This window comes from Kordiimonas aquimaris (assembly GCF_025574485.1).
Lineage (GTDB): Bacteria > Pseudomonadota > Alphaproteobacteria > Sphingomonadales > Kordiimonadaceae > Kordiimonas > Kordiimonas aquimaris.
This window is the reverse complement of the sequence record NZ_JAOBPO010000001.1, coordinates 328713-352254: the sequence shown is the minus strand read 5'-3', so window position 1 is coordinate 352254 and position 23542 is coordinate 328713. Positions and strand designations below refer to the sequence as shown.

At 48.2% G+C, this 23542-nt stretch carries 19 protein-coding genes; 9 read left to right on the top strand and 10 right to left on the bottom strand.

Features of this window, described 5'->3' with window-relative positions:
- Nucleotides 1-4: 4 nt before the first annotated feature.
- The 3 genes from egtD to OEU88_RS01650 form a co-directional block, all read right to left on the bottom strand.
- Complete coding sequence (egtD, locus tag OEU88_RS01660) at nucleotides 5-976, bottom strand: L-histidine N(alpha)-methyltransferase (protein ID WP_262693362.1); 972 nt, start codon at nucleotides 974-976, stop codon at nucleotides 5-7.
- On the bottom strand, nucleotides 976-2265 hold the full coding sequence (gene egtB, locus OEU88_RS01655) for an ergothioneine biosynthesis protein EgtB (RefSeq protein ID WP_394805218.1): 1290 nt from the start codon (nucleotides 2263-2265) through the stop codon (nucleotides 976-978). The genes egtD and egtB overlap by 1 nt, the downstream gene beginning before the upstream one ends.
- Before the next feature lie 163 nt (nucleotides 2266-2428).
- On the bottom strand, nucleotides 2429-4225 hold the full coding sequence (locus OEU88_RS01650) for an AMP-dependent synthetase/ligase (RefSeq protein ID WP_262693360.1): 1797 nt from the start codon (nucleotides 4223-4225) through the stop codon (nucleotides 2429-2431).
- Nucleotides 4226-4460: 235 nt separating this feature from the next.
- On the opposite strand from OEU88_RS01650, the gene OEU88_RS01645 reads away from it, so the two are divergent.
- From OEU88_RS01645 to OEU88_RS01635, 3 genes are read left to right on the top strand one after another with little or no spacing between them, the layout of a single operon-like run.
- The gene (locus OEU88_RS01645; protein WP_262693359.1) at nucleotides 4461-5642 is read left to right on the top strand and encodes a PAS domain-containing protein; all 1182 of its coding nucleotides are present in this window, start codon (nucleotides 4461-4463) and stop codon (nucleotides 5640-5642) included.
- Nucleotides 5643-5687: 45 nt separating this feature from the next.
- Entirely contained in the window at nucleotides 5688-10508 is a 4821-nt protein-coding gene (locus tag OEU88_RS01640) for an NAD-glutamate dehydrogenase (RefSeq protein ID WP_262693358.1), read from the top strand.
- A gap of 20 nt (nucleotides 10509-10528) precedes the next feature.
- A complete protein-coding gene (locus OEU88_RS01635; protein WP_262693357.1) occupies nucleotides 10529-11128 on the top strand; it encodes a hypothetical protein in 600 nt (199 codons plus the stop codon).
- A 3-nt stretch (nucleotides 11129-11131) separates the two neighbouring features.
- On the opposite strand, the gene OEU88_RS01630 is transcribed toward OEU88_RS01635, so the two are convergent.
- Both OEU88_RS01630 and OEU88_RS01625 read right to left on the bottom strand, forming a co-directional pair.
- The gene (locus OEU88_RS01630; protein WP_262693356.1) at nucleotides 11132-11965 is read right to left on the bottom strand and encodes a pirin family protein; all 834 of its coding nucleotides are present in this window, start codon (nucleotides 11963-11965) and stop codon (nucleotides 11132-11134) included.
- A 124-nt stretch (nucleotides 11966-12089) separates the two neighbouring features.
- The gene (locus OEU88_RS01625) at nucleotides 12090-12665 is read right to left on the bottom strand and encodes a hypothetical protein (RefSeq protein WP_262693355.1); all 576 of its coding nucleotides are present in this window, start codon (nucleotides 12663-12665) and stop codon (nucleotides 12090-12092) included.
- A 223-nt stretch (nucleotides 12666-12888) separates the two neighbouring features.
- On the opposite strand from OEU88_RS01625, the gene OEU88_RS01620 reads away from it, so the two are divergent.
- Complete coding sequence (locus tag OEU88_RS01620; RefSeq protein ID WP_262693354.1) at nucleotides 12889-13701, top strand: winged helix-turn-helix domain-containing protein; 813 nt, start codon at nucleotides 12889-12891, stop codon at nucleotides 13699-13701.
- A gap of 18 nt (nucleotides 13702-13719) precedes the next feature.
- Here OEU88_RS01620 and OEU88_RS01615 read toward each other — a convergent pair whose 3' ends face one another.
- The 5 genes from OEU88_RS01615 to thrS form a co-directional block, all read right to left on the bottom strand.
- Nucleotides 13720-14697, bottom strand: coding sequence for a glutathione S-transferase family protein (locus OEU88_RS01615; RefSeq protein WP_262693353.1), 978 nt, complete (start codon nucleotides 14695-14697; stop codon nucleotides 13720-13722).
- Nucleotides 14698-14813: 116 nt separating this feature from the next.
- Nucleotides 14814-15719, bottom strand: a complete 906-nt coding sequence (locus tag OEU88_RS01610; protein ID WP_262693352.1) for a LysR family transcriptional regulator — start codon at nucleotides 15717-15719, stop codon at nucleotides 14814-14816.
- Nucleotides 15720-15824: 105 nt separating this feature from the next.
- Nucleotides 15825-16505: a helix-turn-helix domain-containing protein gene (locus OEU88_RS01605; protein WP_262693351.1), complete on the bottom strand. Its 681-nt coding sequence runs from the start codon at nucleotides 16503-16505 to the stop codon at nucleotides 15825-15827.
- Between the two features lie 224 nt (nucleotides 16506-16729).
- Entirely contained in the window at nucleotides 16730-17266 is a 537-nt protein-coding gene (gene infC, locus OEU88_RS01600) for a translation initiation factor IF-3 (protein WP_262694173.1), read from the bottom strand.
- A gap of 121 nt (nucleotides 17267-17387) precedes the next feature.
- Complete coding sequence (thrS, locus tag OEU88_RS01595; protein ID WP_262693350.1) at nucleotides 17388-19373, bottom strand: threonine--tRNA ligase; 1986 nt, start codon at nucleotides 19371-19373, stop codon at nucleotides 17388-17390.
- A gap of 158 nt (nucleotides 19374-19531) precedes the next feature.
- Here thrS and OEU88_RS01590 point away from each other — a divergent pair, with 158 nt between their 5' ends.
- From OEU88_RS01590 to OEU88_RS01570, 5 genes are all read left to right on the top strand, one after another.
- Nucleotides 19532-20284, top strand: coding sequence for an alpha/beta fold hydrolase (locus tag OEU88_RS01590; protein ID WP_262693349.1), 753 nt, complete (start codon nucleotides 19532-19534; stop codon nucleotides 20282-20284).
- On the top strand, nucleotides 20284-20937 hold the full coding sequence (gene nth / locus OEU88_RS01585; protein ID WP_262693348.1) for an endonuclease III: 654 nt from the start codon (nucleotides 20284-20286) through the stop codon (nucleotides 20935-20937). The genes OEU88_RS01590 and nth overlap by 1 nt, the downstream gene beginning before the upstream one ends.
- Before the next feature lie 245 nt (nucleotides 20938-21182).
- Entirely contained in the window at nucleotides 21183-21464 is a 282-nt protein-coding gene (locus tag OEU88_RS01580; protein ID WP_262693347.1) for a hypothetical protein, read from the top strand.
- 182 nt (nucleotides 21465-21646) lie between these two features.
- Entirely contained in the window at nucleotides 21647-23116 is a 1470-nt protein-coding gene (locus tag OEU88_RS01575) for a M20/M25/M40 family metallo-hydrolase (protein WP_262693346.1), read from the top strand.
- Complete coding sequence (locus OEU88_RS01570; protein ID WP_262693345.1) at nucleotides 23113-23532, top strand: HIT domain-containing protein; 420 nt, start codon at nucleotides 23113-23115, stop codon at nucleotides 23530-23532. The genes OEU88_RS01575 and OEU88_RS01570 overlap by 4 nt, the downstream gene beginning before the upstream one ends.
- Nucleotides 23533-23542: the final 10 nt, after the last annotated feature.

The window sequence follows — 23542 nt, the reverse complement described above, 5'->3', positions numbered from 1 at the left end:
TGGCCTACCCCAATAAAGCCAAACAGAAATAGTCATTTTCATCTATCCATGTTTGCTTAAGACGCCAGCCGTTATTTTGAGCAAGCGCTTCAAACCGCTTAAGCGTAAATTTACGCGAATTTTCAGTATGAATTGTCTCGCCCTTTCGAAAGGAAAAGGTTTGGTTACCAACGCGAACGGCTTGTTCTATTTGGCTAACCAGATGCATTTCAATACGCGAGTCTGATTGATTCCATCTTGCTTCATGTTTAAAGTTATCAAGATCAAAGCATCCACTTATCTCGCGGTTTATCCGTTGTAGAAGATTAAGGTTAAAGGCGGCCGTTACACCTGCCGCATCATCGTATGCGGGAATAAGAACATCTGTGCTTTTGACCAAATCAATACCGATAAGAAACTGAGCATCGGTACCCAGTCCCTTTTTCGCGCCTGAGAGAAAGTCTGCAATCTCGATATCCGATAAATTTCCTATAGTAGAGCCAGGAAAAAAACCAAGGCGATTGTTGCCTGGCAATGTCGCCTTCACTAACGCTTCTGGTGAGGTAAAGTCTGCAACGATAGGCGTAATATTAATGGTTGGATAGTCTGCTGCCAGATGTGTCATTGCTGATTCAAGAAAGTCTGCCGATATGTCAATCGGGATATAATTTTGAGGCGTAACAAGTGCGCTTAACAGCAAGCGTGTTTTGGTGCCAGCACCGGCACCAAACTCTACAACTGAAGCACCTGGCCCTATTGCCTCGCAAATCTCTCCAATATTAGTTTGCAGAATACCGACCTCGGTGCGCGTTGGATAATATTCAGGGAGCTTGGTAATTTGCTCAAACAGCTCCGATCCGCGTGTGTCATAGAGCCAGTAACAAGGTAGTGTTTTTTGAGGTAACGCCAAACCCGCAAGTACACTCTCTGCGAAAGTGGACGCGGTTGTATTATGTTTTCCGGTTGGTGTGGCAGTATCGATGTTTTCGCCGTACATTAAGCGTCCTCTGCTAGCCGCAATCCTGAGAACTGCCAGCGTTTTTCGGGTTGGAAAAAGTTGCGGTAAGATGCGCGCATATGACCAGCAGGCGTTACACATGATCCACCCTTGAGCACCATTTGACCACTCATGAATTTGCCGTTGTATTCACCGACAGCGCCTGCCGCTGGCTTGAAGCCAGGGTAGGAAACAAATGGACTTGCAGTCCACTCCCATACATCACCAAATAAACCGGTTAACGATTTGTCGGTCGTGCCAGAAACTTGGGGTTTTGGCCGCAAGCGGCCTGTGTCAGCAAAGTTACCAGCTATAGCAGATTGCGTGGCGGCATGTTCCCATTCCGCTTCCCGCGGCAGCCGTTTCCCTGCCCAGGTTGCATATGCATCGGCTTCATAAAAGCTAATGTGTGCGACAGGCGCGCTTCGGTCAATAGGTTGAAATCCGCGTAAAGACATGGACCACCACTCGCCGTCCTGCTGTTCCCAGTATAGAGGTGCCTGCCAGTTTTGAGCGCGAACTGTGGCAATACCGTCTGACAACCAAAGAGATGGTTTTTCATATCCGCCATCCGCCATAAAATCCAGCCACTCCCCGTTTGTGACCGCGCGTGAAGCCAATCGGAACGGATGTAAAAAAGTTTCATGCTTTGGTGTTTCACAGTCAAAGGCAAAGTCTGTATCACCGTGGCCAATTTCTATATTGCCCCCTTCAAAAGATACCCATTTAATCGGCGATATATTATCAGGTGAAACACTCAGTGGCTCGCTCATGCGGAAAGTGGGCCGCATGGGGTTTTGGGCAAAGAGGTGCAGAATATCAGTGAGTATCAGCTCCTGATGTTGCTGTTCATGGTTCAAGCCAAGCTCAACAAGGGCCAGTACATCTGGTGCCACATCCGTTTCAAGAAGAGCCACCATGTTGCTATCAACATATGCGCGGTAGTTGCGAACATCGTCAAGGCTTGGGCGTGTCAACATACCTCTGTCTGGGCGAGAAAAGCGTGCACCGACTTCTTCGTAATAAGAATTAAACAGAAAGCTAAAGTCTGCAGCAAAAAGACGGTAAGACGGTGTATGGGGAATAAGTAAAAACGTTTCAAAAAACCAGCTTGTGTGCGCCAAGTGCCACTTTGCAGGGCTGGCGTCCTCCATGGATTGCACAGTCGCGTCAGCGTCGGATAATGAGGCTGTTAGTAAAAGTGATTGTGCGCGCACGGTTTTATAACGGTTGCGCAGTTCTGTATGCGTATCAGCATTGCGCGCCACCTTTATCATTTTGCTCTCCATGATCATTGAGATCTGCGACTGATAGTTTTTTACCGGTTGTGACAATCATTAAATGCAAACTTAACAATTGAATCTGGTTGCCATAGTTCTTTTTTCGCAAAGAATAATTGCAATTTCGCACCAAAAAACGGCATTTTTTGGTAAGCCATCATATAAGCATGCTCTAGCGACGAGCATAAAGTGCTTCTAGTGTATCTTTGTAAACTTCTTTCACGACATGACGGCGCAACTTTAAGCTTGGTGTCATTTGTTCATTTTCAATTGTGAAAGCTTCTGTTGCGAGGGCAAAGCGACGAATTTTCTCGATGTTGGATAGTCGTTTGTTAATACGGCTCACAGCAGCATCAATCGCTTTATGCAGGTCTTTGTCATCTGATAGTTTTTCAAGCCGCGCTGCAGGCTTGTTATTGGCTTTTGCCCAACCAGCCAGCCATTCAGCATCAGGAACCAATAAAGCGACCATATGCGGACGTTTGTCGCCGTATATCATTGCTTGGGCTATCTCGTCTTCAAGTGCAAGTAAGCCTTCTACGCGTTGCGGCGAAACATTGTCACCTTTATCGTTAACGATAATATCTTTCTTTCGGTCCGTTAGCTCAAGATAGCCATCTTCATCAATCTGCCCAATGTCACCGGTGTGCAGCCATCCGTCCACAACGGTTTTGCTCGTTGCTTTCTCGTTGCGCCAATAACCTTTCATGACCATCTCGCCTTTTAGCAATATCTCGCCGTCATCAGCAACTTTAGCTTCAATGTTTTTGAAAATTTTACCTACGGTATGCATCTTGGTTGCCCAGGGCGGGTTTGCAGAAACCACTGGCCCTGCTTCCGTCTGACCATAACCTTGCAAAAGCGGTAAGCCGAGCGCTGCAAAAAAATAACCAACATCTGGTGATAACGGCGCGCCGCCAGATACAAGGGCTTTCAGGCGACCACCAAATTGCTTTTGCACTTTTTTTCTGACTGTTTTGGACAAAAACCAGTCCTGAAGCTTTTCTAGCAAAGACAAAGACTCGCCGTGTTGTAGGCGTTTCACGCCCAGCGCGATTGCTTTGTCAAACATTCTGGCTTTCATGCCGCCTTCGCTTTGCACTGTGCGGGTTATGCGCGTGCGCAGCATTTCAAACAAACGAGGTACCACCACCATAACTGTTGGTTTGGCTTCGGCCATATTAGCAGCAAGCTTTTCTATGCTTTCTGCGTACCAAATTTCGGCACCAATACATAGCGGCCAACAAAGGCCAGCTGTGTGTTCATAAGCGTGACTTAATGGTAGAAATGAGAGAAAGGCGTTTCCGTCCAGACCAAGCCGTTCAATAATGTCAGAAGCACCATCACAATTATGCAACAATGACCCATGATGCAGCATCACGCCTTTTGGTGCGCCGCCGGTTCCACTTGTATATATCAGGCAGGCTATGTCCTCGCGTTGTACATCTGCACAAGCGGCCTTGAAGCTTTCAATATCGGACGACTGTTCATTAATGACAGTGTTCCAGTCATAAACAGTAACATTAAGTTCCTGCTCAATTGAAAATGGTTCCATGACAATGGTGTGCTGGAGTTCGTCACACTCGTGAGCCGCACGCAAAAAGGTCCGTGCCAAGTTTTTTGTGGAAACAATCGCCGCTACCGCCCCACTGTTTTCAACAATGTGCAGATGATCACGCACGGTGTTGGTAGTGTAGGTTGGTACTGAAATTGCGCCAATGGCCATAATAGCAAAATCCGCAACCATCCATTCAGGCCGGTTCTCACTCACAATGACAACCCGGTCACCTTTGCTAACACCCATTTTCTTCAGCGCTGCACCAAGCTGTGTCACTTTGTCGGCTACTTGTTGCCAGGTCTCGGACTGCCACGCATTATCTTTCTTGGCGAACAACAATGGCTTGTCAGGCATTGCAGTTGTTTGGTCAAAGAACATCTGCGTTAAGCTGTTCCATTGCTTCATTGCCATAGTGTGGCTCCCTTATGGATAACTGTGTATCTATACCCGACGATGAGAATCGTCATTGCGTTCATGCCTGTCAAGTTTCATGGCAAAATTAGTCGTTAACGATTTATCCACAATAAAGTTGTCTAATTACGTGTGAATGCGCTTGCGGGCGCGATGAGGCGGTGCCATAGTCGGCGCGTAAAAGGCTAAAGCCTCGCAGATGATAAGGTGTGATGGCACCTATGTGATGTGTGCAATGAGCATGAATGATAGCGACATAACGAATCAAAAAACGCCTTCTAGTGCTGTGTCAGCACCTGCGGAAGACGACTTTGTATTCAGTGCTACCATTTCCCAGCGCCAGACAGCGACAGCACAGCACGAGCGACGTTTGCACCTGCGTGCTTTTGATTATTGGCATGCCTTGAATGCGGATCGAGAATTTCCTCTTTTTGCGGACCTGACGCCTGAAGGCCTAAGCCCATTTAAAGATAATTGCCTATTGCTCGCTTTTACAGAAGCTGGCGCTAGTGTGCGGTTTTGTGGTGCGCGCGTTAAGATGGTTTTGGGCGGTAATGTGGAAATGGGCACGCTACTGCATTCAATTAAGGGTAATGAATTTGCTGCTGCTTTGGCCGACCGGTTTGTTTCTTATGAGGGGCGAACTCAAGCAGCTGAATTTGAGTTTATAGAACGGTCGATTGAATCGCGCGGTATTATGTTGCCGTTTAGTGCGCACGGCGATGGTGCTCAGTTTGTGATGGTTGTTGTTAACCACCGTGAACGGCTGCCAGAAAAAGCGGGCGATAAGCCTGCTGGCAAAGAGCTTGCCCAAGCCCTTGCGGCGGCGGCGAGTACATGCGCAGAAGTTGGTGCTGCTGTTGTGCATCCAGACAACACAAGCAGGCAAGGTCTTTATGCAGCACTTGCTCAAACGTTTGCATTTCATATAGCTGCGTCTCGTGATCCGGTTTCTTATCGTAGATATCTCAGAACGGAAGGTTTGCGGCAGCAAAAGAGAGCGCCGTTTACACCGGCATTAAAACTAACATTCGGCAAAGATTACGACAAAACCCGCATTACGGAATATGCAGCAGCATTATCTTTTGCTGCGCGCAATGAAATTACGCCAGACGGTTTGGTGAATTTTCTGAATAATGTGCCAGGGGGTATAAAGGGGTGTGTTCAGAACGAACGATCTTTGAAAAAGGGTGGTTCACTTGGGCGATCTGTCGAGCCGGTTGAACAACTAATGGCGCGCTTAAAAACGCACCCGGCAGTAGCACTTAATCAGATTAACCTGCGCAATGACTATAGTTTGGTGCTCGTTCGGCGAAAAGAAGACGGCACCGCAGAAGTGGTGGCGCCTGTTTCTTCAAGCGAGCATCAAATTGTGCGTGCCGCACGTGAAATCTTATCAAAAAGAGATGAACCGTGATTAGTGTTTATCAAAAAATATCATGCATCAAATTAGGGGCATACCGTGAGTAAGCAGAATATTGTCGACCATTTGGCCGCCGCATTCACCAAGATGATTAAGGACACCGAAAAGGGTAGTTCCGCAACTGAATTGAAGGCATTTCTCGACGAGTTATACAGCCTTGCTGCGCCTGATGATTTGTTAATGCGTGAACCTAAAGAATTGTTTTCTATAGGCGTTAATCTCTGGCGTGCATCGGAAAAACGTAAACCGGGAACGGCAATTGTGACCGTTGCTGGCCCGCAAGGTACGGAAGCAGGCGCGGATAATACAACGCGCCATTCAACGATCATGATCATAAACGATGATATGCCGTTTCTCGTTGATTCTGTTACGGGTTGTTTGTCATCTTCAATGCATTACCGCATCCATATGATGCATCATCCGATTATTGACTTGCCGCGAGATAAGGCCGGCAAGCGTTCTTATGTCAAAGGTACAGAGCGTGTCCGCGAAAGCTATATGTATGTAGAAGTTAGCGCACAATCGGACCCCAAAGCACTTGAAAATATCAAGACTACACTTGAAAAAACACTTGAAGATGTACGCGCTGCCGTTGGCGATTGGCGTGCTATGTTGGCAAAGATTGACGAAACCGTTGCTTCATTAACGGTGAACCCACCACCAATTGCTGAAGAGCAAGTAGGGGAAACTATCAATTTCCTTCGTTGGCTGGGATCAGATCATTTTACTTTTCTTGGTTTCCGCGAATACCGCTTTGACGGTGACCCCGCAGCATTTGATTTCAACCATGTTGACGGTACTGCCCTTGGCATTTTGCGTGATCCGGACAGATATGTGCTCCGCGGTAAAGATGGCTTGACACCGATGTCCGCAGAAATACGTCACTTCCTTACGCAACCAGACCCTGTCATCATCACAAAAGCTAATGTGAAATCGACTGTGCACCGTGTATCGCACCTTGATTATATTGGCGTTAAAATATTTGACGGTGAAGGTAATGCTATTGGTGAGCGCCGCTTTGTTGGTTTGTTTACATCGCTTTCATACAGTCAGTTTGCACATGATGTGCCTCTTATCCGTAATAAAGTCGCTAACATCCAAAAGCGCGCACGGCTTGGCCATCAATCATTTGCGGGTAAAGCGCTATCGCATATTTTAGAGAATTTCCCGCGCGATGAGCTATTTCAGGTTGAAGAGGACTGGTTATACGACACCGCGCTTGGTGTGCTGCAGTTAACAGAACGCCCTCGCCCTCGCGCCTTCATTCGTCCTGACCAATTTGGTCGTTTTGTCTCTGCGCTTGTGTATGTGCCGCGCGAAAATTACCATTCTGGCCTGCGCACAGCCATCGCAGATATTCTGTGCGAATCGTACAAAGGTGAGGTGTCGGTTTATTATGCCAAGCTCAGTGAGGAAGCACTGGCCCGGTGGCATTTCATTATACGCACAACCCCGGGTGATGTACCCACCATTGAAGAAGCAGATATTCAGCAACAAATTGTTGAAGCGGCGCAAGGCTGGGATGACAGGCTACATCTAAATCTGATTGCTCACTTAGGTGAAGAACAAGGCAATCGCCTGCACCATGATTACAAGGTGCGTTTCACGGCTGCATATCGGGAATTTTTTACGCCTGCGCAAGCAGCTTACGATGTAATTAAGCTGGAAGAAATTGACGGTGAAGATGATCTTCGTGTCGATTTTTATCATCACCTGGCGGACGGTGAAAACCGTTTCCGGCTAAAAATTTATCATGGCTCCACTCTTATTGCGCTGTCGCGGTGTATGCCTGTGCTCGAGAATATCGGGTTCAGTGTACTGTCCGAGCATTCTTATAAAATGGGCGGCGGTTCTCAAAGCCATATTCATGACTTTTCACTGGAGCTTGAAACGCCTTGCCCATTTGAAATGGATCAGATCAAGCCGTTGGTTGAGCACCTTTTCTTGAAAGTGTGGCGCGGGGCCAGCGAAAATGATGGCTTTAACGAACTTGTTCTAACGTCTGCCATGAACTGGAGCGAGATTGTTGTTCTGCGTGCTTACGGCAAATATTTACGTCAGTTGGGCATGGGTTATACGCCAGACTATATTGCTGATACTATGGTTGAGCATTCCGCGATATCTACGCTGTTGCTGGAGTTGTTTACAGCGCAGTTTGACCCTGAATTTAAAGATAAACGTGATGACTGTGCAGATAAGGTGCGTAGTAAGATTACCGTGGCACTCGAGCGTGTGAAGAGCCTGGATCATGATCGTATTTTGCGTGCTTATGTTAATGTGATCAGTGCAACACAGCGCACTAATTATTATCAGGACGGTGTCGTGGAGCGCGTTGATGAGCGTGCGCTGGCGTTTAAAATACGATCTCGCGATGTTGAGGAAGCGCCGCTGCCTAAGCCGTTTGCTGAAATTTGGGTGTATTCACCGCAAGTGGAAGGTGTTCATTTGCGTGGTGGCCCGATTGCACGCGGTGGTCTGCGGTGGTCTGACCGCCGGGAGGATTTCCGCACCGAGGTTCTTGGGCTTGTAAAAGCGCAGCAGGTTAAAAATGCTGTTATCGTACCGCAAGGCTCGAAAGGTGGGTTTTATCCCAAGCAACTACCAACCTCTGGGGACCGCGATGCTTTCTTGAAAGAAGGTGTGGCGTCATATCGATCTTTTATCACCAGCCTGTTGTCACTGACAGATAACCTGAAAGGCGGTAAAACAATTGCGCCGAAGCAAATTGTGCGCAGAGATGGCAATGACCCATATTTGGTTGTGGCTGCAGACAAAGGTACTGCAACATTTTCTGATATTGCTAACGGCATTTCCGAAGGGCGCGACTTTTGGTTAGGTGATGCGTTTGCATCCGGTGGGTCAGCTGGATATGACCATAAAAAAATGGGTATTACCGCCAAGGGTGGCTGGGTCAGTGTGCAGCGCTTGTTCCGTGAGCGCGGTGTGAATGTCCAAAAAGACGAATTTACCGTTATCGGTGTGGGTGACATGGCGGGTGACGTATTCGGAAACGGTATGTTGCTGTCCAAGAAAATTCGTCTGCAAGCAGCCTTCAACCATATGCACATATTTATTGACCCGAACCCGGGTGACACGGGCAAAGCGTGGACCGAGCGGAAACGCTTGTTCGAAACACCAGGCACGACATGGGATGATTACGACAAAAAGCTGATATCAAAGGGTGGCGGTGTTTTCTCACGCGCGGAAAAATCAATTAAACTATCAGCTGAAATCAAGAAATGGCTTGGTACTGAAGAAAATTCTTTGTCTCCTGTTGCGCTTATCAACCGGATACTTAAAGCTGAAGCTGATCTGCTGTGGTTTGGTGGTATTGGTACATATGTGCGCGCGCCTGATGAAACAGACCTGCAAGTTGGTGACCGTGCCAACGATGCGCTGCGCGTGACCTCAGAAGAGCTGCGCGTCAAAGTAATCGGTGAAGGCGGCAATTTGGGAATGACACAGCGCGCTCGTATTGCTTATGCAAGACTTGGTGGCCGCTTGAACACTGACTTCATTGATAACTCTGCAGGCGTTGATTGCTCCGACAAGGAAGTAAACATCAAAATTCTGCTGACGGACGCCATTGCAAAAGGCAGTTTGAAAAAGGAAGACCGCAACGCATTACTTGAAGTAATGACGGATGAAGTTTCTGATATTGTACTTTCTGACAACTATCTGCAGACACAGGCGATTTCGCTCGCGGAAGCAAGTGCCGCCAATGCACGCCAGTATCATCTAGGCCTTATTCGCGCTTTGGAGCGGACCGGTGGATTGAACCGTGAAATTGAATTTTTGCCGTCTGATGAAGGGTTTTCAGAACTTGCCGCAAATGATGAAGGCCTGACGCGACCTGAAATCGCGACACTGATGGCATATGCCAAGATGTCTTTGTTCGATACGCTGGTGAAAAGTGATCTGATAGATGACCCTGTTCTTCAGCCTGAGCTTGAATGGGGTTTCCCGTCAACGCTGCGAGAGCGGTTTGCTACTGAGTTGAGAGACCACCAGCTACGCCGTGAAATCATTGCAACGGTGCTTGCAAATGAAGTTGTAAACTGGGCGGGTTTAACATTTGTATACGAAGTGAAGGAAGAAACGGGCCTTGGTGTTGAAGATATCGTTGCAGCGTTCGTAATTGTTCGCGAAGTGTTTGGCCTGCAAGAGCAGTGGGAAGCCATTAATGCGTTGGACTATAAAGTGCCAGCGTCTGTACAATACGATATGCACCAATCGGTTTCCGATAGCCTTAAGACACAAGTTTTGTGGATGCTGCGTAACCTTGATCAGCCATTTAACGTGAGCGCACTGGTTGAGCGGTTCAAAACGCCGTTTGAGAAGCTGTTTGGCATCAAACAGGAGGTGTTAAGCACACCAGCGCAGGCCGCTTTTGTTGGGCGCCGTGACACACTGAAAGGTGATGGTGTAGACCACGGCCTTGCAACTTTTGTTGCTGCCTTTGAAGTGCTGGCATCTGGCCCAGACATTATTATGGTTGCCGAAGAATGCGGCAAGCCAGTTGATTATGTTGCCGGTGTACATTTTGCTCTTGGTGATTTGCTGAACTTTGACTGGCTTCGCCAACGCGCAGACCGGATTGCATCAGAGGATCACTGGGAAATGCTGGCAACGCGCGCCATCCTAGAGGATTTGGCTGATCAGCAACGCGACCTTGTTCATAAAGTGTGTTCAAAAGCCGATAAAATGACAGTGAAACAAGCAACTGGTGCATGGAGGAAAGAGCAGGCAACACGACTTATTCGTGCGGACCGACTGGCAGAAGACTTGTTGTCATCTGGCGGGTTGAGCGTCGCCAAGCTGAGTTTTGCTGCGCGGCATTTACGGTCTATTCTGCGGTAAGATAATGCCTGGGGGAGCATATGACGGAGAAAAAAGGCAAGCGCCGACTGGATAAAGATACGCTGAATTTAGTGATTGCCGTGAGTGCAGTGCTGATTTCGGCGGCATCTTTTTATGCGGCCTATGTGCAATCTGAGGCCGCTCAAAAACAGGTGCAGGCGGAAACATGGCCGTATTTGCAAATTAGTCACGGTAATTATGATGAAGAACGGCGGTTAAGGAATGTATATTTCAGAATTATTAACTCTGGGGTAGGTCCTGCAAAAGTAAAGACGGTAAATTTGCGATATAAAGGCGAACCAGTTGGTGGTTTTGGTCAACTTTATAGGCTTTGCTGCATGTCTGAAGAAGAAAAGGTATTGGACAAGGCGAGAGGTATTAGCAACGCGATTACAGGTAATCCCCCTCCATTAATTTTAGTGCCAAATGAAGATTTACTATTTTTCTCTGCCATTGAAAATGAAGAGAATAAAGAAGCGTGGTCACGTCTTGATAAAGCCCGTTTTCAGATAACCGCAGACGCTTGTTATTGCTCTTTGTTGGATGAATGTTTTCAAACCAATTTTGTTAATGATCCCGTGTCAGTGAAGGCCTGCACGCCTGAGCGTGCAGGCGAATAAATGCTATCGAGCTTCAATAAAGCTCCCGTTGTTCCAGTCGTCCAGTGTTTGCATAATCTCTTCACGCGTGTTCATCACAAACGGGCCGTAACGTGCAACGGGCTCATGAAGAGGCGCACCGGCAACCAGAATAAAACGTGTACCTGCATCGCCGGAAACTTGTAATATGTCGCCGGATGTAAGCACAGCAAGTGTGCGCGGTGCGACCGTTTTTCCTTCTATGTCAAACAGTGAAGTGACCCCATAAACAAAGGCAGTGTGATCAGTAGGTAATGGTAGTGAAATTGTGCCGTTGTCTGTTAAGGTAACATCTGCAAATAGTGGTTTGACAGCAATCTCTTTCACTGGCCCTTCTGTGCCCAGTAGCGTGCCAGCCACGACCCGTGCGGTGAAGCCATCACCTCTCAACGTAGGGATCGTGTCATATGCCACGTCTTGGTATCGGGGTGCTTTCATCTTGTCTTTGGCCGGTAGATTTACCCAAAGTTGAAACCCGGCAATGTCTGTCCCGGTTGAAGTTGGCATTTCTGAATGCACAATACCACGCCCAGCTGTCATCCATTGTGCTTCACCAGGGCCAATTTCGCCTTTATTTCCCGCAGTGTCGCGGTGTTGCATACTACCGGACAACATATAGGTAACGGTTTCAAATCCGCGGTGAGGATGTTCAGGAAAACCAACGCCTTTGGCATCGGCTTTAATATCCATTTCATCCAGCAACAAAAAAGGGTCTAGTTTGCTCATCCCTTTTCGCCCTATAGAACGATGAACGGTAACACCCTTTCCTTCCGGAACGGCCTGTGCAGGAAATAGTGTTTGAATTGAACGATGTTTCATCGTGTTTCTCCGAGTTTATTATAACATGGAGAAAAGATAGGCACTGGTGCCTTTCGCTGGTAGTGCGGTAGGTTGCAAACCGGTGTTCGCATGTGTGCAACACCGACTTGCAACCTTGGCCGCTCTAGGATGAGCTCGTTAAGCTTGGGTTGTCTTCCTTAAAACCTTTAATGATTACCGCTAAGGTTAAGGCAAAAAGAGCAAGAATGAGAACAGTGCCGCCAGATGCAATTGCTTGAAATGCCCAGCGTTGACCAAACATATTACCAAGCATAAGCGCACCAACCATAATCCATGAACCCGCAATCATACCCCAGCTTATAATCTGCATTTGCCAGCGGTTGATAGCGATGCGAGCAAGAAACAAGCCTACAAGAATATTAAACATACCCTGTAGGTTGCCGTGTGCGTGGGTCATTGTAATGTGGCTTTTGCGGAAGCCTGCGAAAGCGTAGTTTACGTGCGCGGTCGCAGCGCGTGCTGTTGCTACATCAAGCGGTGTTGCAGCTTCTGTCTGTTCTGTGGTTGATTGACTGTCTGCTGCTTTGCGGGCGGCAGATAAAGCGCCAAACGCTTCACGTAGTTCTGTATTGGCAGCAACCTGCGCTTCTTCTTTTTGCAAACCCCGCATCATATATGGGCCGAGCACGATGCTGATGCAGAACAACAGCAAGCCGGAAATGATGTTTTGTTTAACCATGTTTCTATCCTCACATTATCCGCCTATGCGGTATTTTGTTGTCGTAACTGCGGGCGAAACCGCTTGTTGTGAGGATCAGGCTAGTTAGAGCACTGTAGTTGCCCAACTAAATTGACCTGTATTTTTTATGTACTGTTATTCTGACGTCGCGCGAAGCTTGGTGTTTTGCTACGATTGTATGATGAGGGACACCACACACACATCATACCGGTTTGGCGCATTTGTGTTTGAGCCGAACACGCTTGTTTTGAAGCGCGATGCACAGATTATGTCATTAAAGCATCAGTCTGCTGCGGTGCTTGCCTTGTTGGTTGAAAATGCTGGTGACGTGGTAACACGTGATACAATACGTGAGACGATCTGGCATGACCGCACTATCGAGTTTGACCATGGGATCAACGCCTGCATTCGTGACATTCGGCGAGTTCTTGATGATAGCTCGAAGAATCCTCGCTATATCGAGACCTTGCCCAAGGTTGGTTACAGGTTCATTGGTACAGTGGATGCCCTTGATGGCCAGATCAATGTGTCTCGGCGTTCTATAGCTATTCTTCTCGTGGCTCTTGTTGCTGTTATATTTTCAGTGTTTTGGTTTGTGTCAGACACGGTACCCGAGAGTGTACCGTTGCGGCTTGCCGTTATGCCGTTTCACAGCAGTGTTGAGGGGAAAACGCAGACACCTGTTCTTAAAGAAATGTCTGTGCGTGTTGCATCTCAGATTTCCGAAAAACAGAGCGTTGTTGAGGTTGTGTCAGCAGCAGAGCTGTTCGGTGACCCAGAGCGCGCTTTGGGTATGGGTGATGTGTCGCGGTGGCTAGAGGTGGATTATTTAATTGCGGGCACTATCAGCCGCGATGGAAATGGTAATAATATACTAAGCTTGCGCCTTATCCGAACGGACGGATATGTGCATGTATGGACCCGGTCGCATATCATGCGCAAAGATGATGCATCCAAAACCCTTGATACATTAATTACAGTGCTACTCGCGGATATGCCTGCCGCTATCGAGAATACGAAAGCGGCAGAACCTTAATTATACAGAAGCCGCAACTTACATGCTTTCTCTGCCATGTGGCCTGGTTAGATCCAGCCGAGGGCCAGCAGGAATAACACCGGTTGGGTTAATGGTTTTGTGGCTACCGTAGTAGTGCGTTTTGATATGATCCATATGCACAGTTTCAGCAACACCGCTCTGGCTATAGATGTCTCGGGTGTATGCCCAAAGATTCGGATAGTCCTTGATCATACGGATATTACACTTGAAATGGCCGACATAGACGGGGTCAAAGCGCACTAATGTAGTGAACAGGCGAATGTCAGCTTCGGTTAAACCTTTACCTAGCAAGTAACGCTGTTTGCTGAGTATATCCTCTAGCCAATCAAGCGAATCGAACAGGGGTGTTAGTGCTTCTTCATAGGCTGCCTGTGTGGTGGCAAAGCCAGCTTTGTATACACCGTTATTAACAGTGTCATAAATACGAGCATTAATCTCTTCGATGGCTTTATGCTGTGTCTCGGGCCAATAGTCGCCGGGTTTTGTGCCCAATTCATCAAAAGCCGTATTAAGTATGCGGATGATATCAGCACTTTCATTGTTGACGATTGTGCCCGTTTTTTTGTCCCACAATACAGGCACCGTTACGCGCCCAGTATATTGACTATCTGCCTGTGTATAAATTTGATGCATAAATTCGCTTCCAAACAAGGCATCACCTGTGCTGCCGTCCTGCTCATCAAAGGTCCAGCCATTTTCCAGCATTGTCATGCCGACAACCGATACGCTGATCATGCCCTCAAGTCCCTTAAGTGCACGCATAATCAATGTACGGTGCGCCCACGGGCAAGCATATGAAACATAAAGGTGATAGCGGTCAGCTTCTGCTGTAAAGCCGCCTGAGCCCGTTGGCCCAGCAGAGCCATCGGGTGTAATCCAGTTTCTAAACTGGCTTTCTTTGCGCACAAAGCGCCCGCCAGTTGATTTGGTATCATACCACTGATCAACCCATTTACCGTCAACAAGCAAGCCCATTATTCTTCTCCTGAAGTTATTTGTTTCCTTGCCACAAGAGATAGATAGGGAGAACGGTTTGCACTAGTCAGGGAAAGCACAAACCAGTGTTGCAAATATGCGAACAGGGTATCTTGTCAGATATGTTGATTATTTTCTGTATTGGCAAACCAGTCACTCAGAAAATCAACCAGAATACGAACCTTCAAGGGCAAAAGGCGTCGTTCCGGATAAAGTGCATATAAAGACCTTTCGGGGTGGTCCCAATCATCAAGTAATGTAACAACCTTACCGTTATCCAATGCGTCACGCAGGAAGAAGCGCGGCAATGAAACAACAGCAAGCCCGGCTTTTGCAACAGCCAGCTGCATGACACCTGAGTTTGTTGTCATGGCACCTTTCACGCGTACTGAGTGAGTGCCGTGAGCACCGACAAACTTCCATTGTTCACTGGCGGCCACGTTAGCATAGAAAACACAGTTATGATCTTTCAACTCGTCTGGTGAGCGAGGTGTGCCGTGTTGTTCAATATATGCCGGGCTAGCAACAATATGCCCGCGTATGTTGGTAAGCTTTTTAGCTATCAAACTGGTGTCGTTAAGGTTTTGTGCGATGCGTAAGGCTAGATCATAACCTCCACTAATGACATCAACGCGCTCATCTGACAAATGCAGATCAAATGTTAAACCTGGGTGCAATTTCATGAAGGCTGTAAGCGGTGCGCCTAGATTACTGTCTGCGAAACTGCGCGGCGCGGTAATGCGGAGGTGACCTTCCAAATTATCATTTGTGCCTTTAACGGCTTGTTTGGCGTCTTCGACATCTGCGAGGATGGTCAGGCAGCGCGCGTAGAACTGTTCGCCTGAGTCTGTAGGTGTGACACCGCGTGTCGTGCGTGCCAGCAAGCGTATGCCCAGATCACCCTCTAGTGCTTGAATGCGGCGTGATGCAACAGATTTTGTAATGTGTAGCGCTTTGGCTGCCGCGGTCAGGTTTCCTTCCTCAACCGTCCGACAGAAAGTGCGCATGCCAACAAGATCCATAATTCACCTGCTCATTTGAGGGAACACAAAGGAGGCCATTCTGGGCAAATGTTGCAATTTACACAACAAAAAACCAGCCTATAGGCTGGTTTTAATGTCTTTGGCTTATTGCCAGCGCCGCGCGATGTAAAAACTTGCGAGGCCGCCAAACAACAGCATGAAACCAATAGTTAAATGCCAACCAATAAGTCGGAAATCATATTGAGGCATGGAGGCATACAGTTGGTAGTGCCTGTAACCACCCTCAACCGGCTTGATGTATTCGTTGCCTTGGTGTTGTTCAAGCTTTTGAAAGTCGTATGCAATTCTGTCTTTGAGAGGTTTTACGCTAGGTCTGGCACCAAGCTTGATCAACTCAAACACATTGGTTGGCTCTCCTTCAAGTATCACACCTTCGGAGCGATACATGTAGTCGGCTTTTGCGTCTGCTACCATTGAGATTGACATGCCAAGTACACCGCCAGCTATCACTAGCATCACGAGGCCGGCAATAAGCCAACTGCGCATGAAGCGTTGCTGGTTTTGTTGCCGTTGCAGTACAATAGCACGTACATCCTTAATTTCACGCAGCCTGGTTAGCTCTTGCGACCCAACAGTGCGTGCCATTTCTTCGATGTTTAGGTCAAGGGTGTTTACCAGCTTGTTAAACACCTCTTCGGATGGGTAGCTTTTCCCGGTTTCAAGCTTGGATAGGTATGATTGTTCAATATCTGCCTTCGCTGCGGCCTCGGGCTGGGTCCAGCCTGTGGTCTCCCGTTTCTGCCTTATGTAATCGCCAAACTTCATGTTGGTCTCCTTTGTGCCACTTTATGGATTGTGTGACGGTTAGCTTATTGATAACACAAGCCATTCTTTTGAAGTCTTGCTGGGAATGCCAATTGAATATAGGTGAATATTGCTGTGAAAAGTATGAATAATGGTCATTGATTGAGGGTTTAAGCCTTACGCAATAAAAAACCGACCCTAAGGCCGGCTTTAAAACTGTTTGTTAGTATAAATTGCAAAGCAGATTATTTAGGTGCGATCACCATAATCATTTGCCGCCCTTCCATTTTAGGGCGCGCTTCGATTTTGGCTGTTTCTTCCATTTCTTCTGCCACACGGCTCAGCACTTCCATGCCAAGCTGCTGGTGTGCCATTTCACGGCCACGGAAACGGATGGTCATTTTCACTTTGTCACCGTTCTCGATGAACTGATGTACTTTTTTCAGTTTTGTCTGATAGTCGTGCACATCAATGCCCGGACGCATCTTTATCTCTTTGATGTCTTGCGTCTTTTGGTTTTTACGCGCGAGGTTGGCTTTCTTCTGCTGTTCGTATTTGAACTTTCCGAAGTCGAGAACCTTACATACGGGGGGTTCAGCGTTTGGTGATATTTCTACGAGATCAAGCCCACTATCCTTGGCAATTATCATTGCCTGCTCATGTGATACTACGCCGTGGTTTTCACCTTCTGCACCGATCAATCGCACCTGGTTGGCGCTAATACTATTGTTTACGCGCGGTCCTTCCTGTTTAGGTGGTCCCGCAAAATTCCCTCTACGTATGTCTAGTCTCCTGTGACTGTTTCATCAGATTTGGGGTCGAAGCATGAATATTTCAAGCCTCGATCCTTTGTTACTATACCCGTTAACGCGGCTCTTGCAAAGCCGTGAAACGGTTCGTTTATTATGCTCCAGGCATGCGCCCTTCTTTACTTAGCGCAGATATCGCCTCACTAAGGCCAAGTACAGTTTGGTCTTTAGAACCAATGCGGCGAATACTTACCTGTTCATTTTCTGCCTCGCGCTGACCAACAACCACAATGGCAGGTACTTTAGCATGGCTGTGTTCCCGTACTTTGTAGTTGATCTTTTCGTTTCTGAGATCAAGTGAGGCCCGCATTCCTGCTGCTTCAAGTGCTGCGTGTACACGGATCGCATAATCATCGGCATCCGATGTAATGGGCGTTACCACAGCCTGAGTCGGTGCTAGCCACAAAGGTAGACGGCCTGCGTAATGCTCGATCATGATGCCGAGGAAACGCTCCAATGTACCAAGAATAGCGCGGTGTAGCATGACAGGGCGGTATTTTGTCCCGTCCTCACCAACATATGTTGCGTCCAACCGTTCCGGTAGTACGAAATCAGTCTGCAGTGTTCCGCACTGCCATGTACGACCAATAGCGTCTGACAGGTGAAACTCAAGCTTCGGTCCATAAAACGCACCTTCACCTGGCGCATATTCAAAGTCGATGCCGCGAGAACGCAGCGCTTGCTCTAGCGCAGCCTCAGCTTTGTCCCAAATTTCATCGGTACCTGCACGCACATCAGGGCGCGTTGCCAGCAATACCTTAAACTCAGGGAAGCCAAGGTCGCTGTATACACTTGCCAGCAATTCACAAAAGGCAACACTTTCTTCCGTTACCTGATCTTCGCGGCAGAAAATGTGGCCGTCATCCTGTGTCATTTGGCGAACGCGCATCAAGCCATGCAAAGCTCCGTGTGCTTCGTTGCGGTGACAACAACCAAATTCCGCAAACCGGATTGGCAGATCGCGGTAGCTTTTGATGCCTTGCTTGAACACTTGCACATGTGCAGGGCAGTTCATTGGCTTCAAAGCCATCAACTTTGCAGTACCGGAAATGACGGGTGCGTCTTCTTCAGTGTTTGGTGTTTCATCAGGCACAACAAACATGTTTTCTCGGAACTTGGACCAATGGCCTGATTGCTCCCAAAGCTTGCTGTCCAGAAGTTGTGGTGTTTTGATCTCGCTGTACCCGCTGTCACCAAGGCGACCGCGGATGTATTTCTCAAGCTCCAGCCACACCTTGTAGCCTTGTGGGTGCCAGAAAACTGAACCTTGCGCCTCTTCCTGCAAATGGAACAAGCCCATTTCCTTACCGAGCTTACGGTGGTCTCGTTTTGCGGCTTCTTCAAGTCGGTGCAGGTAGGCGCGCAGTTCTTTTTTGTCGCGCCAGCAAGTGCCGTAAATGCGTGTCAGCATTTCGTTTTTGCTGTCGCCGCGCCAATAAGCTCCAGCAACTTTCATCAGTTTGAAAGCGTCACCAAGTTTGCCGGTAGACGGTAAGTGAGGCCCACGGCACAGGTCTTTCCATTCGCCCTGACGGTAAACTGTGATTGTATCGCTTTCTGGCAAATCCCGAATAATCTCGGCTTTGTACTTTTCACCAATAGATGCGAAATGCTTGATCGCCTCGTCGCGGTCCCACTCTTCACGTGTGATGTCTTCGTTGCGCTTCACAATTTCATGCATGCGCGCTTCAATTACCGCGAGATCTTCCTCGGTGAAGGGCTTGTCGCGTGCAAAATCATAGAAGAAACCATCTTCAATGTTGGGACCAATAGTAACCTGTGTGCCGGGAAACAGTTCCTGCACTGCTTCGGCCATAACGTGTGCACAGTCGTGGCGCAGAATATCCAGTGCTTCTTCCTCATCATTTTTAGTGATGATGGCAACGTCGGCGTCGGCGATGATTTCGCGTGACAAATCCCACACATCACCATTCACACGAATGGCAAGTGCGGCCTTGAGTAATCCCGGTCCAATATCGGATGCCAACGTCGTGCCTGTCACCGGACCATCAAATGTGCGTACGCTGCCGTCGGGCAGACGCAGATTGACCGGGTTTTGGGCACTATTGTTATCGCTCATGGTATCCTCTTGATCCGTGATTAAAATTAATGGAACAAGCGGGTTAGCGGTAGCCTGCGCGCAAGTCAAGCAAAGGCTAGGGTTTTCAGCTATTGAGCCTTAAAAACAGGCCTGTTAGGGTCACCCACAAGCCACAATTCAGCAATACGGGAAGCTATATGACACAGCCGTCATTTTTTGAGAGCACTCACGGCACCAGAATCGCTTATCATAAAACAGAAGGTGCAGGCCCTGGTGTTGTGTTTCTTGGTGGCTTCATGAGTGACATGGAAGGCAGTAAAGCGCTGACACTTGAAGCATATTGCAGGCAAATGGGCCGCTCTTTCCTTCGCTTTGATTACATGGGGCACGGCCAATCGTCTGGTGTGTTTGCAGACGGCACCATTGGTTTGTGGACGCAGGATGCGCTTGCAGTACTTGATGCGCTGACACAAGGACCACAAATTCTGGTGGGCTCATCTATGGGTGGATGGGTGTCTTTATTAGCTGCGAAAGCACGCCGAAGCCGTGTGAAGGCATTGGTTGGCATTGCTGCTGCACCTGATTTTACCACCCGTCACTGGGAAGAGTTATCGGCGGAAGACCGGCAAACAATTTCGCGTACGGGTCGGCTGGAAGTGTATTCTGAATACGGCCCGGACCCGTATATTTTTACCCGCGACCTGTTTGATGATGGTTGGAAGAACCGTGTAAACCACGGCCCTATCCATTTGGACATACCTGTGCGTTTAATCCAGGGCACTGAAGATCCTGATGTGCCTTGGCAAACGGCGATAAGTATTGCGGCTAATCTGACAGGCAATGATACGGAAGTAATTCTGGTGCCGGGAGGTGATCACCGTCTGTCCCGGGATGTGGACTTAAAGCGATTGGTGCGTGTTGTTGATGAACTGGCAAGGGATATTGGTTAATGGCTGGCAAATATTCAAAATTGAACCGTACAGATATTTTCAATTTCTTCGATGTGCTGGCGACCGATGACCCAAACCCCGAAGGTGAGCTTGACTATGTTAACCCGTTCACGCTTCTTATTGCGGTTCTTTTATCGGCGCAGGCGACCGATGTTGGCGTAAACAAAGCAACGAAAAACCTGTGGCCTATTGCGGATACGCCGGAGAAGATGTTGGCGTTGGGTCTTGACGGTGTGAAAGAGCACATCAAAACCATTGGGCTTTTTAACACCAAAGCTAAAAATGTAATGAAATGTTGTGAAGATTTGGTGAGCAAGTTTGGGTCGCAAGTGCCGGAAACGCAAGAAGAGCTCGAGTCGCTTGCGGGTGTGGGCCGCAAAACGGCGCTTGTTGTGCGGAACATTGCATTTGGCCATCCAACGTGCGCGGTGGACACACATATTTTCCGTGTGTCAAATCGCACAGGTCTTGCACCGGGCAAGAATGTGCTGCAGGTAGAACGAGCGCTGGAGAAGGTGATTCCCGAGCCATTTCGTATGCATGCGCATCACTGGTTGATCCTGCATGGACGCTATATTTGCAAGGCCCGCAAGCCTGATTGCGGCAAATGCAAAGTAATTAATATCTGCAAATTTAAAGATAAAGTATTGTAAATATTGATGTTATTACGCCCTGATGATTAGGTATATATTGTTTGATAAGAACGCGGTATCGCCTTCTTTCCGGCCAATTTTCGGCACATTGACAGATCATATTCATCTACATCGGATGCGGGGGCACATATGGGTGGATACGTATTCGTGCGGTGAGGTTGTGAGGTCAACCTGACACCGAAAATGCGCGGGGTTTGTTAAAACAACTTCATCCTTTGATCATCCGCATTATGGAGAATTGAACGATGACTTACGGTAAAAAAGCAATTGTATTAACAGCAACTATACTTGGCATGACAATGGGTGCGGCGGCGCAAGATCAACCGAAACCGGTTGATGAAAATGATAAACTGCTCGACCCAATGACACGCGCTGAAATTCAGTGCATTAACCTCAAAAAAGAAGCAGAAAAAGGTTCTGAGGCGGATAAAAAGGCCGCTGAGAAGAAGTGTATGGATGCGATTGCATGGGCAAAAGAAATGGCAGCTAAGAAACCGGCGCCAAAGCCTGTACCTAATCGCGGCTAAATAAAAAATGACTACATGATCATAATGCTGTAGCTCGTTGGTCATGCGTAAATGCCATAAACCATTTTTAAAAAGGGAGGTTCGCCTCCCTTTTTTTGCACACATGGACATCTCGCTCTACATTACACAAAATTCAATTACTGAAGTCTGTATAAACATGGCTTGTGTCCGGGGGATGTTTTGTGAAACGGTTGGCTCTTATTATTATCGGCGGTATTACCCTTGTTGCTGTTATTGCGGTGGCGCGAACGCTAATGTTGTTGCCTGCCAGAGCTCCTATTGCAATGCAGGAAATTTCAGCCCCACCAGAAGTGCGTGACCGTTACGCGCAAAATCTTGCTGCTGCGATTCGTTTTAAAACAATTAGCACAGGTGACGGTGCAGCGCCGGACCATGCCGCCTTTGCTGGTTTTCACGCCTTTCTTCAAGACACATACCCTGCGGCGCATGTGGCCATGAACAGGGAGGTTGTGGCAGATTACTCTCTTATCTACCGATGGCCTGGTAGCGATGCCACAAAGAAACCTATTGCTTTTACAGCACACATGGATGTGGTGCCTGTGCCGGCATTTGGTCTTGCAGATTGGCAGCACGACCCTTTTGCGGGCATCATTGATGATGACGGCGTGATCTGGGGTCGCGGAGCAATGGATGACAAAGGCATGCTGATCGCCTTGATGGAAACTATAGAGAAACTTGCCCAACAAGGTTTTGTGCCAAACCGCGACGTTTACCTGATGTTTGGCCATGATGAAGAAATTGGTGGCGGTGGTGCCAGCGCAATGGCTGCTTTGCTGAAGGCACGCGGGATACAGTTTTCGTGGCTGATTGATGAAGGCTCTGCCATGGTTGAAGGGGCGGTGCCAGGTGTGGAGAGCACCGTTGCGCTTATATCATTGGGCGAAAAAGGCTCCGTTACATTGAAGCTTTCGGCAGAAGATGAAGGAGGCCATTCAAGTGCGCCTAAACGATTCACAGCAGCAAGCCTTGCGGCGCGTGCAGGGTATCTGGTAACGGACAATCCTTATCCACTGGTGTTGGATGAAAATCTGGAACGCTTTTTAATGTCGGTTGCGCCCGAAATGGATTTTGGTGCGCGTGTTGCCATTGCAAATTTGTGGGCTACACGCCCGTTACTGCGCGACCAGTTAGCGGAAAACCCAACCCTTGCAGCCTTCATGCATACAACAACGGCCTTTACCATGATGCAGTCAGGAACAAAGTCCAATATCTTGCCGCAATACGGTGAGGCTATCGTGAATTACCGCATACATCCGCGTGATACTGTTGCCGGTGTGATTGAGCGCGCCAGGCGGATTATTGATGATCCCCGCGTGGTTGTTGAACAGCTTGGTGGCCGTGATGCTACCAGCATGTCATCCACTGACAGTGAGGGTTACACGATGATCGCAGGAACAATTAAAGATGTGTTTGGCCCTATCCCCACTGCACCGACGCTGACTGTTCAAGCGACTGATGGCCGGTTTTATTATGGTGTATCTGATGATGTATACCGCTTTACGCCTTTTGTGTTTCGTCCCGGTGACCTCAAGCGCATTCACGGCACCAACGAAGCCATGCACCGTGATGATCTGGTACGCCAAGTTGCTTTCTTTGAAGCGCTGATCAGCAAAGCGGCGTCCGTACAATGAATGAAACACATCAATCATTTGAGCTACATCCACAACTGGCGCAAGATTCGGCTCACGTAACGATGCTTTCACTCTGTGAGGTACGCTTAATTAATGATGCAAACTATCCGTGGCTGCTTTTGGTGCCGCAAATAGCGGGTATCCGTGAAATTCATCAATTATCTGACGCTAACCAGCAAACATTGATGCACGAAATAACACACGTTTCGAAATGCTGTGAGGCTGTTACAGGTGCGGATAAAATGAATGTGGCGGCGCTTGGTAATATGGTGCCGCAACTTCATGTACATGTAATCGCACGCTTTGAAACAGACGCGGCGTGGCCGGGGCCGGTGTGGGGCGTTGTACCTGCTATACCCTACGAGCAAAGCCGCCTTGATATGTTTGCTGACAAGATCAAAGCGGCTCTGGATTAGGTATAGACTG

Excerpts from the sequence above, each read along its gene's own strand:
- egtD (WP_262693362.1), bottom strand. The coding sequence starts at position 976 with ATGTACGGCGAAAACATCGATACTGCCACACCAACCGGAAAACATAAT.
- egtB (WP_394805218.1), bottom strand. The coding sequence starts at position 2,265 with ATGGAGAGCAAAATGATAAAGGTGGCGCGCAATGCTGATACGCATACA.
- OEU88_RS01650 (WP_262693360.1), bottom strand. The coding sequence starts at position 4,225 with ATGGCAATGAAGCAATGGAACAGCTTAACGCAGATGTTCTTTGACCAA.
- OEU88_RS01645 (WP_262693359.1), top strand. The coding sequence starts at position 4,461 with ATGAGCATGAATGATAGCGACATAACGAATCAAAAAACGCCTTCTAGT.
- OEU88_RS01635 (WP_262693357.1), top strand. The coding sequence starts at position 10,529 with ATGACGGAGAAAAAAGGCAAGCGCCGACTGGATAAAGATACGCTGAAT.
- OEU88_RS01630 (WP_262693356.1), bottom strand. The coding sequence starts at position 11,965 with ATGAAACATCGTTCAATTCAAACACTATTTCCTGCACAGGCCGTTCCG.
- OEU88_RS01625 (WP_262693355.1), bottom strand. The coding sequence starts at position 12,665 with ATGGTTAAACAAAACATCATTTCCGGCTTGCTGTTGTTCTGCATCAGC.
- OEU88_RS01615 (WP_262693353.1), bottom strand. The coding sequence starts at position 14,697 with ATGGGCTTGCTTGTTGACGGTAAATGGGTTGATCAGTGGTATGATACC.
- OEU88_RS01610 (WP_262693352.1), bottom strand. The coding sequence starts at position 15,719 with ATGGATCTTGTTGGCATGCGCACTTTCTGTCGGACGGTTGAGGAAGGA.
- OEU88_RS01605 (WP_262693351.1), bottom strand. The coding sequence starts at position 16,505 with ATGAAGTTTGGCGATTACATAAGGCAGAAACGGGAGACCACAGGCTGG.
- thrS (WP_262693350.1), bottom strand. The coding sequence starts at position 19,373 with ATGAGCGATAACAATAGTGCCCAAAACCCGGTCAATCTGCGTCTGCCC.
- OEU88_RS01590 (WP_262693349.1), top strand. The coding sequence starts at position 19,532 with ATGACACAGCCGTCATTTTTTGAGAGCACTCACGGCACCAGAATCGCT.
- nth (WP_262693348.1), top strand. The coding sequence starts at position 20,284 with ATGGCTGGCAAATATTCAAAATTGAACCGTACAGATATTTTCAATTTC.
- OEU88_RS01580 (WP_262693347.1), top strand. The coding sequence starts at position 21,183 with ATGACTTACGGTAAAAAAGCAATTGTATTAACAGCAACTATACTTGGC.
- OEU88_RS01570 (WP_262693345.1), top strand. The coding sequence starts at position 23,113 with ATGAATGAAACACATCAATCATTTGAGCTACATCCACAACTGGCGCAA.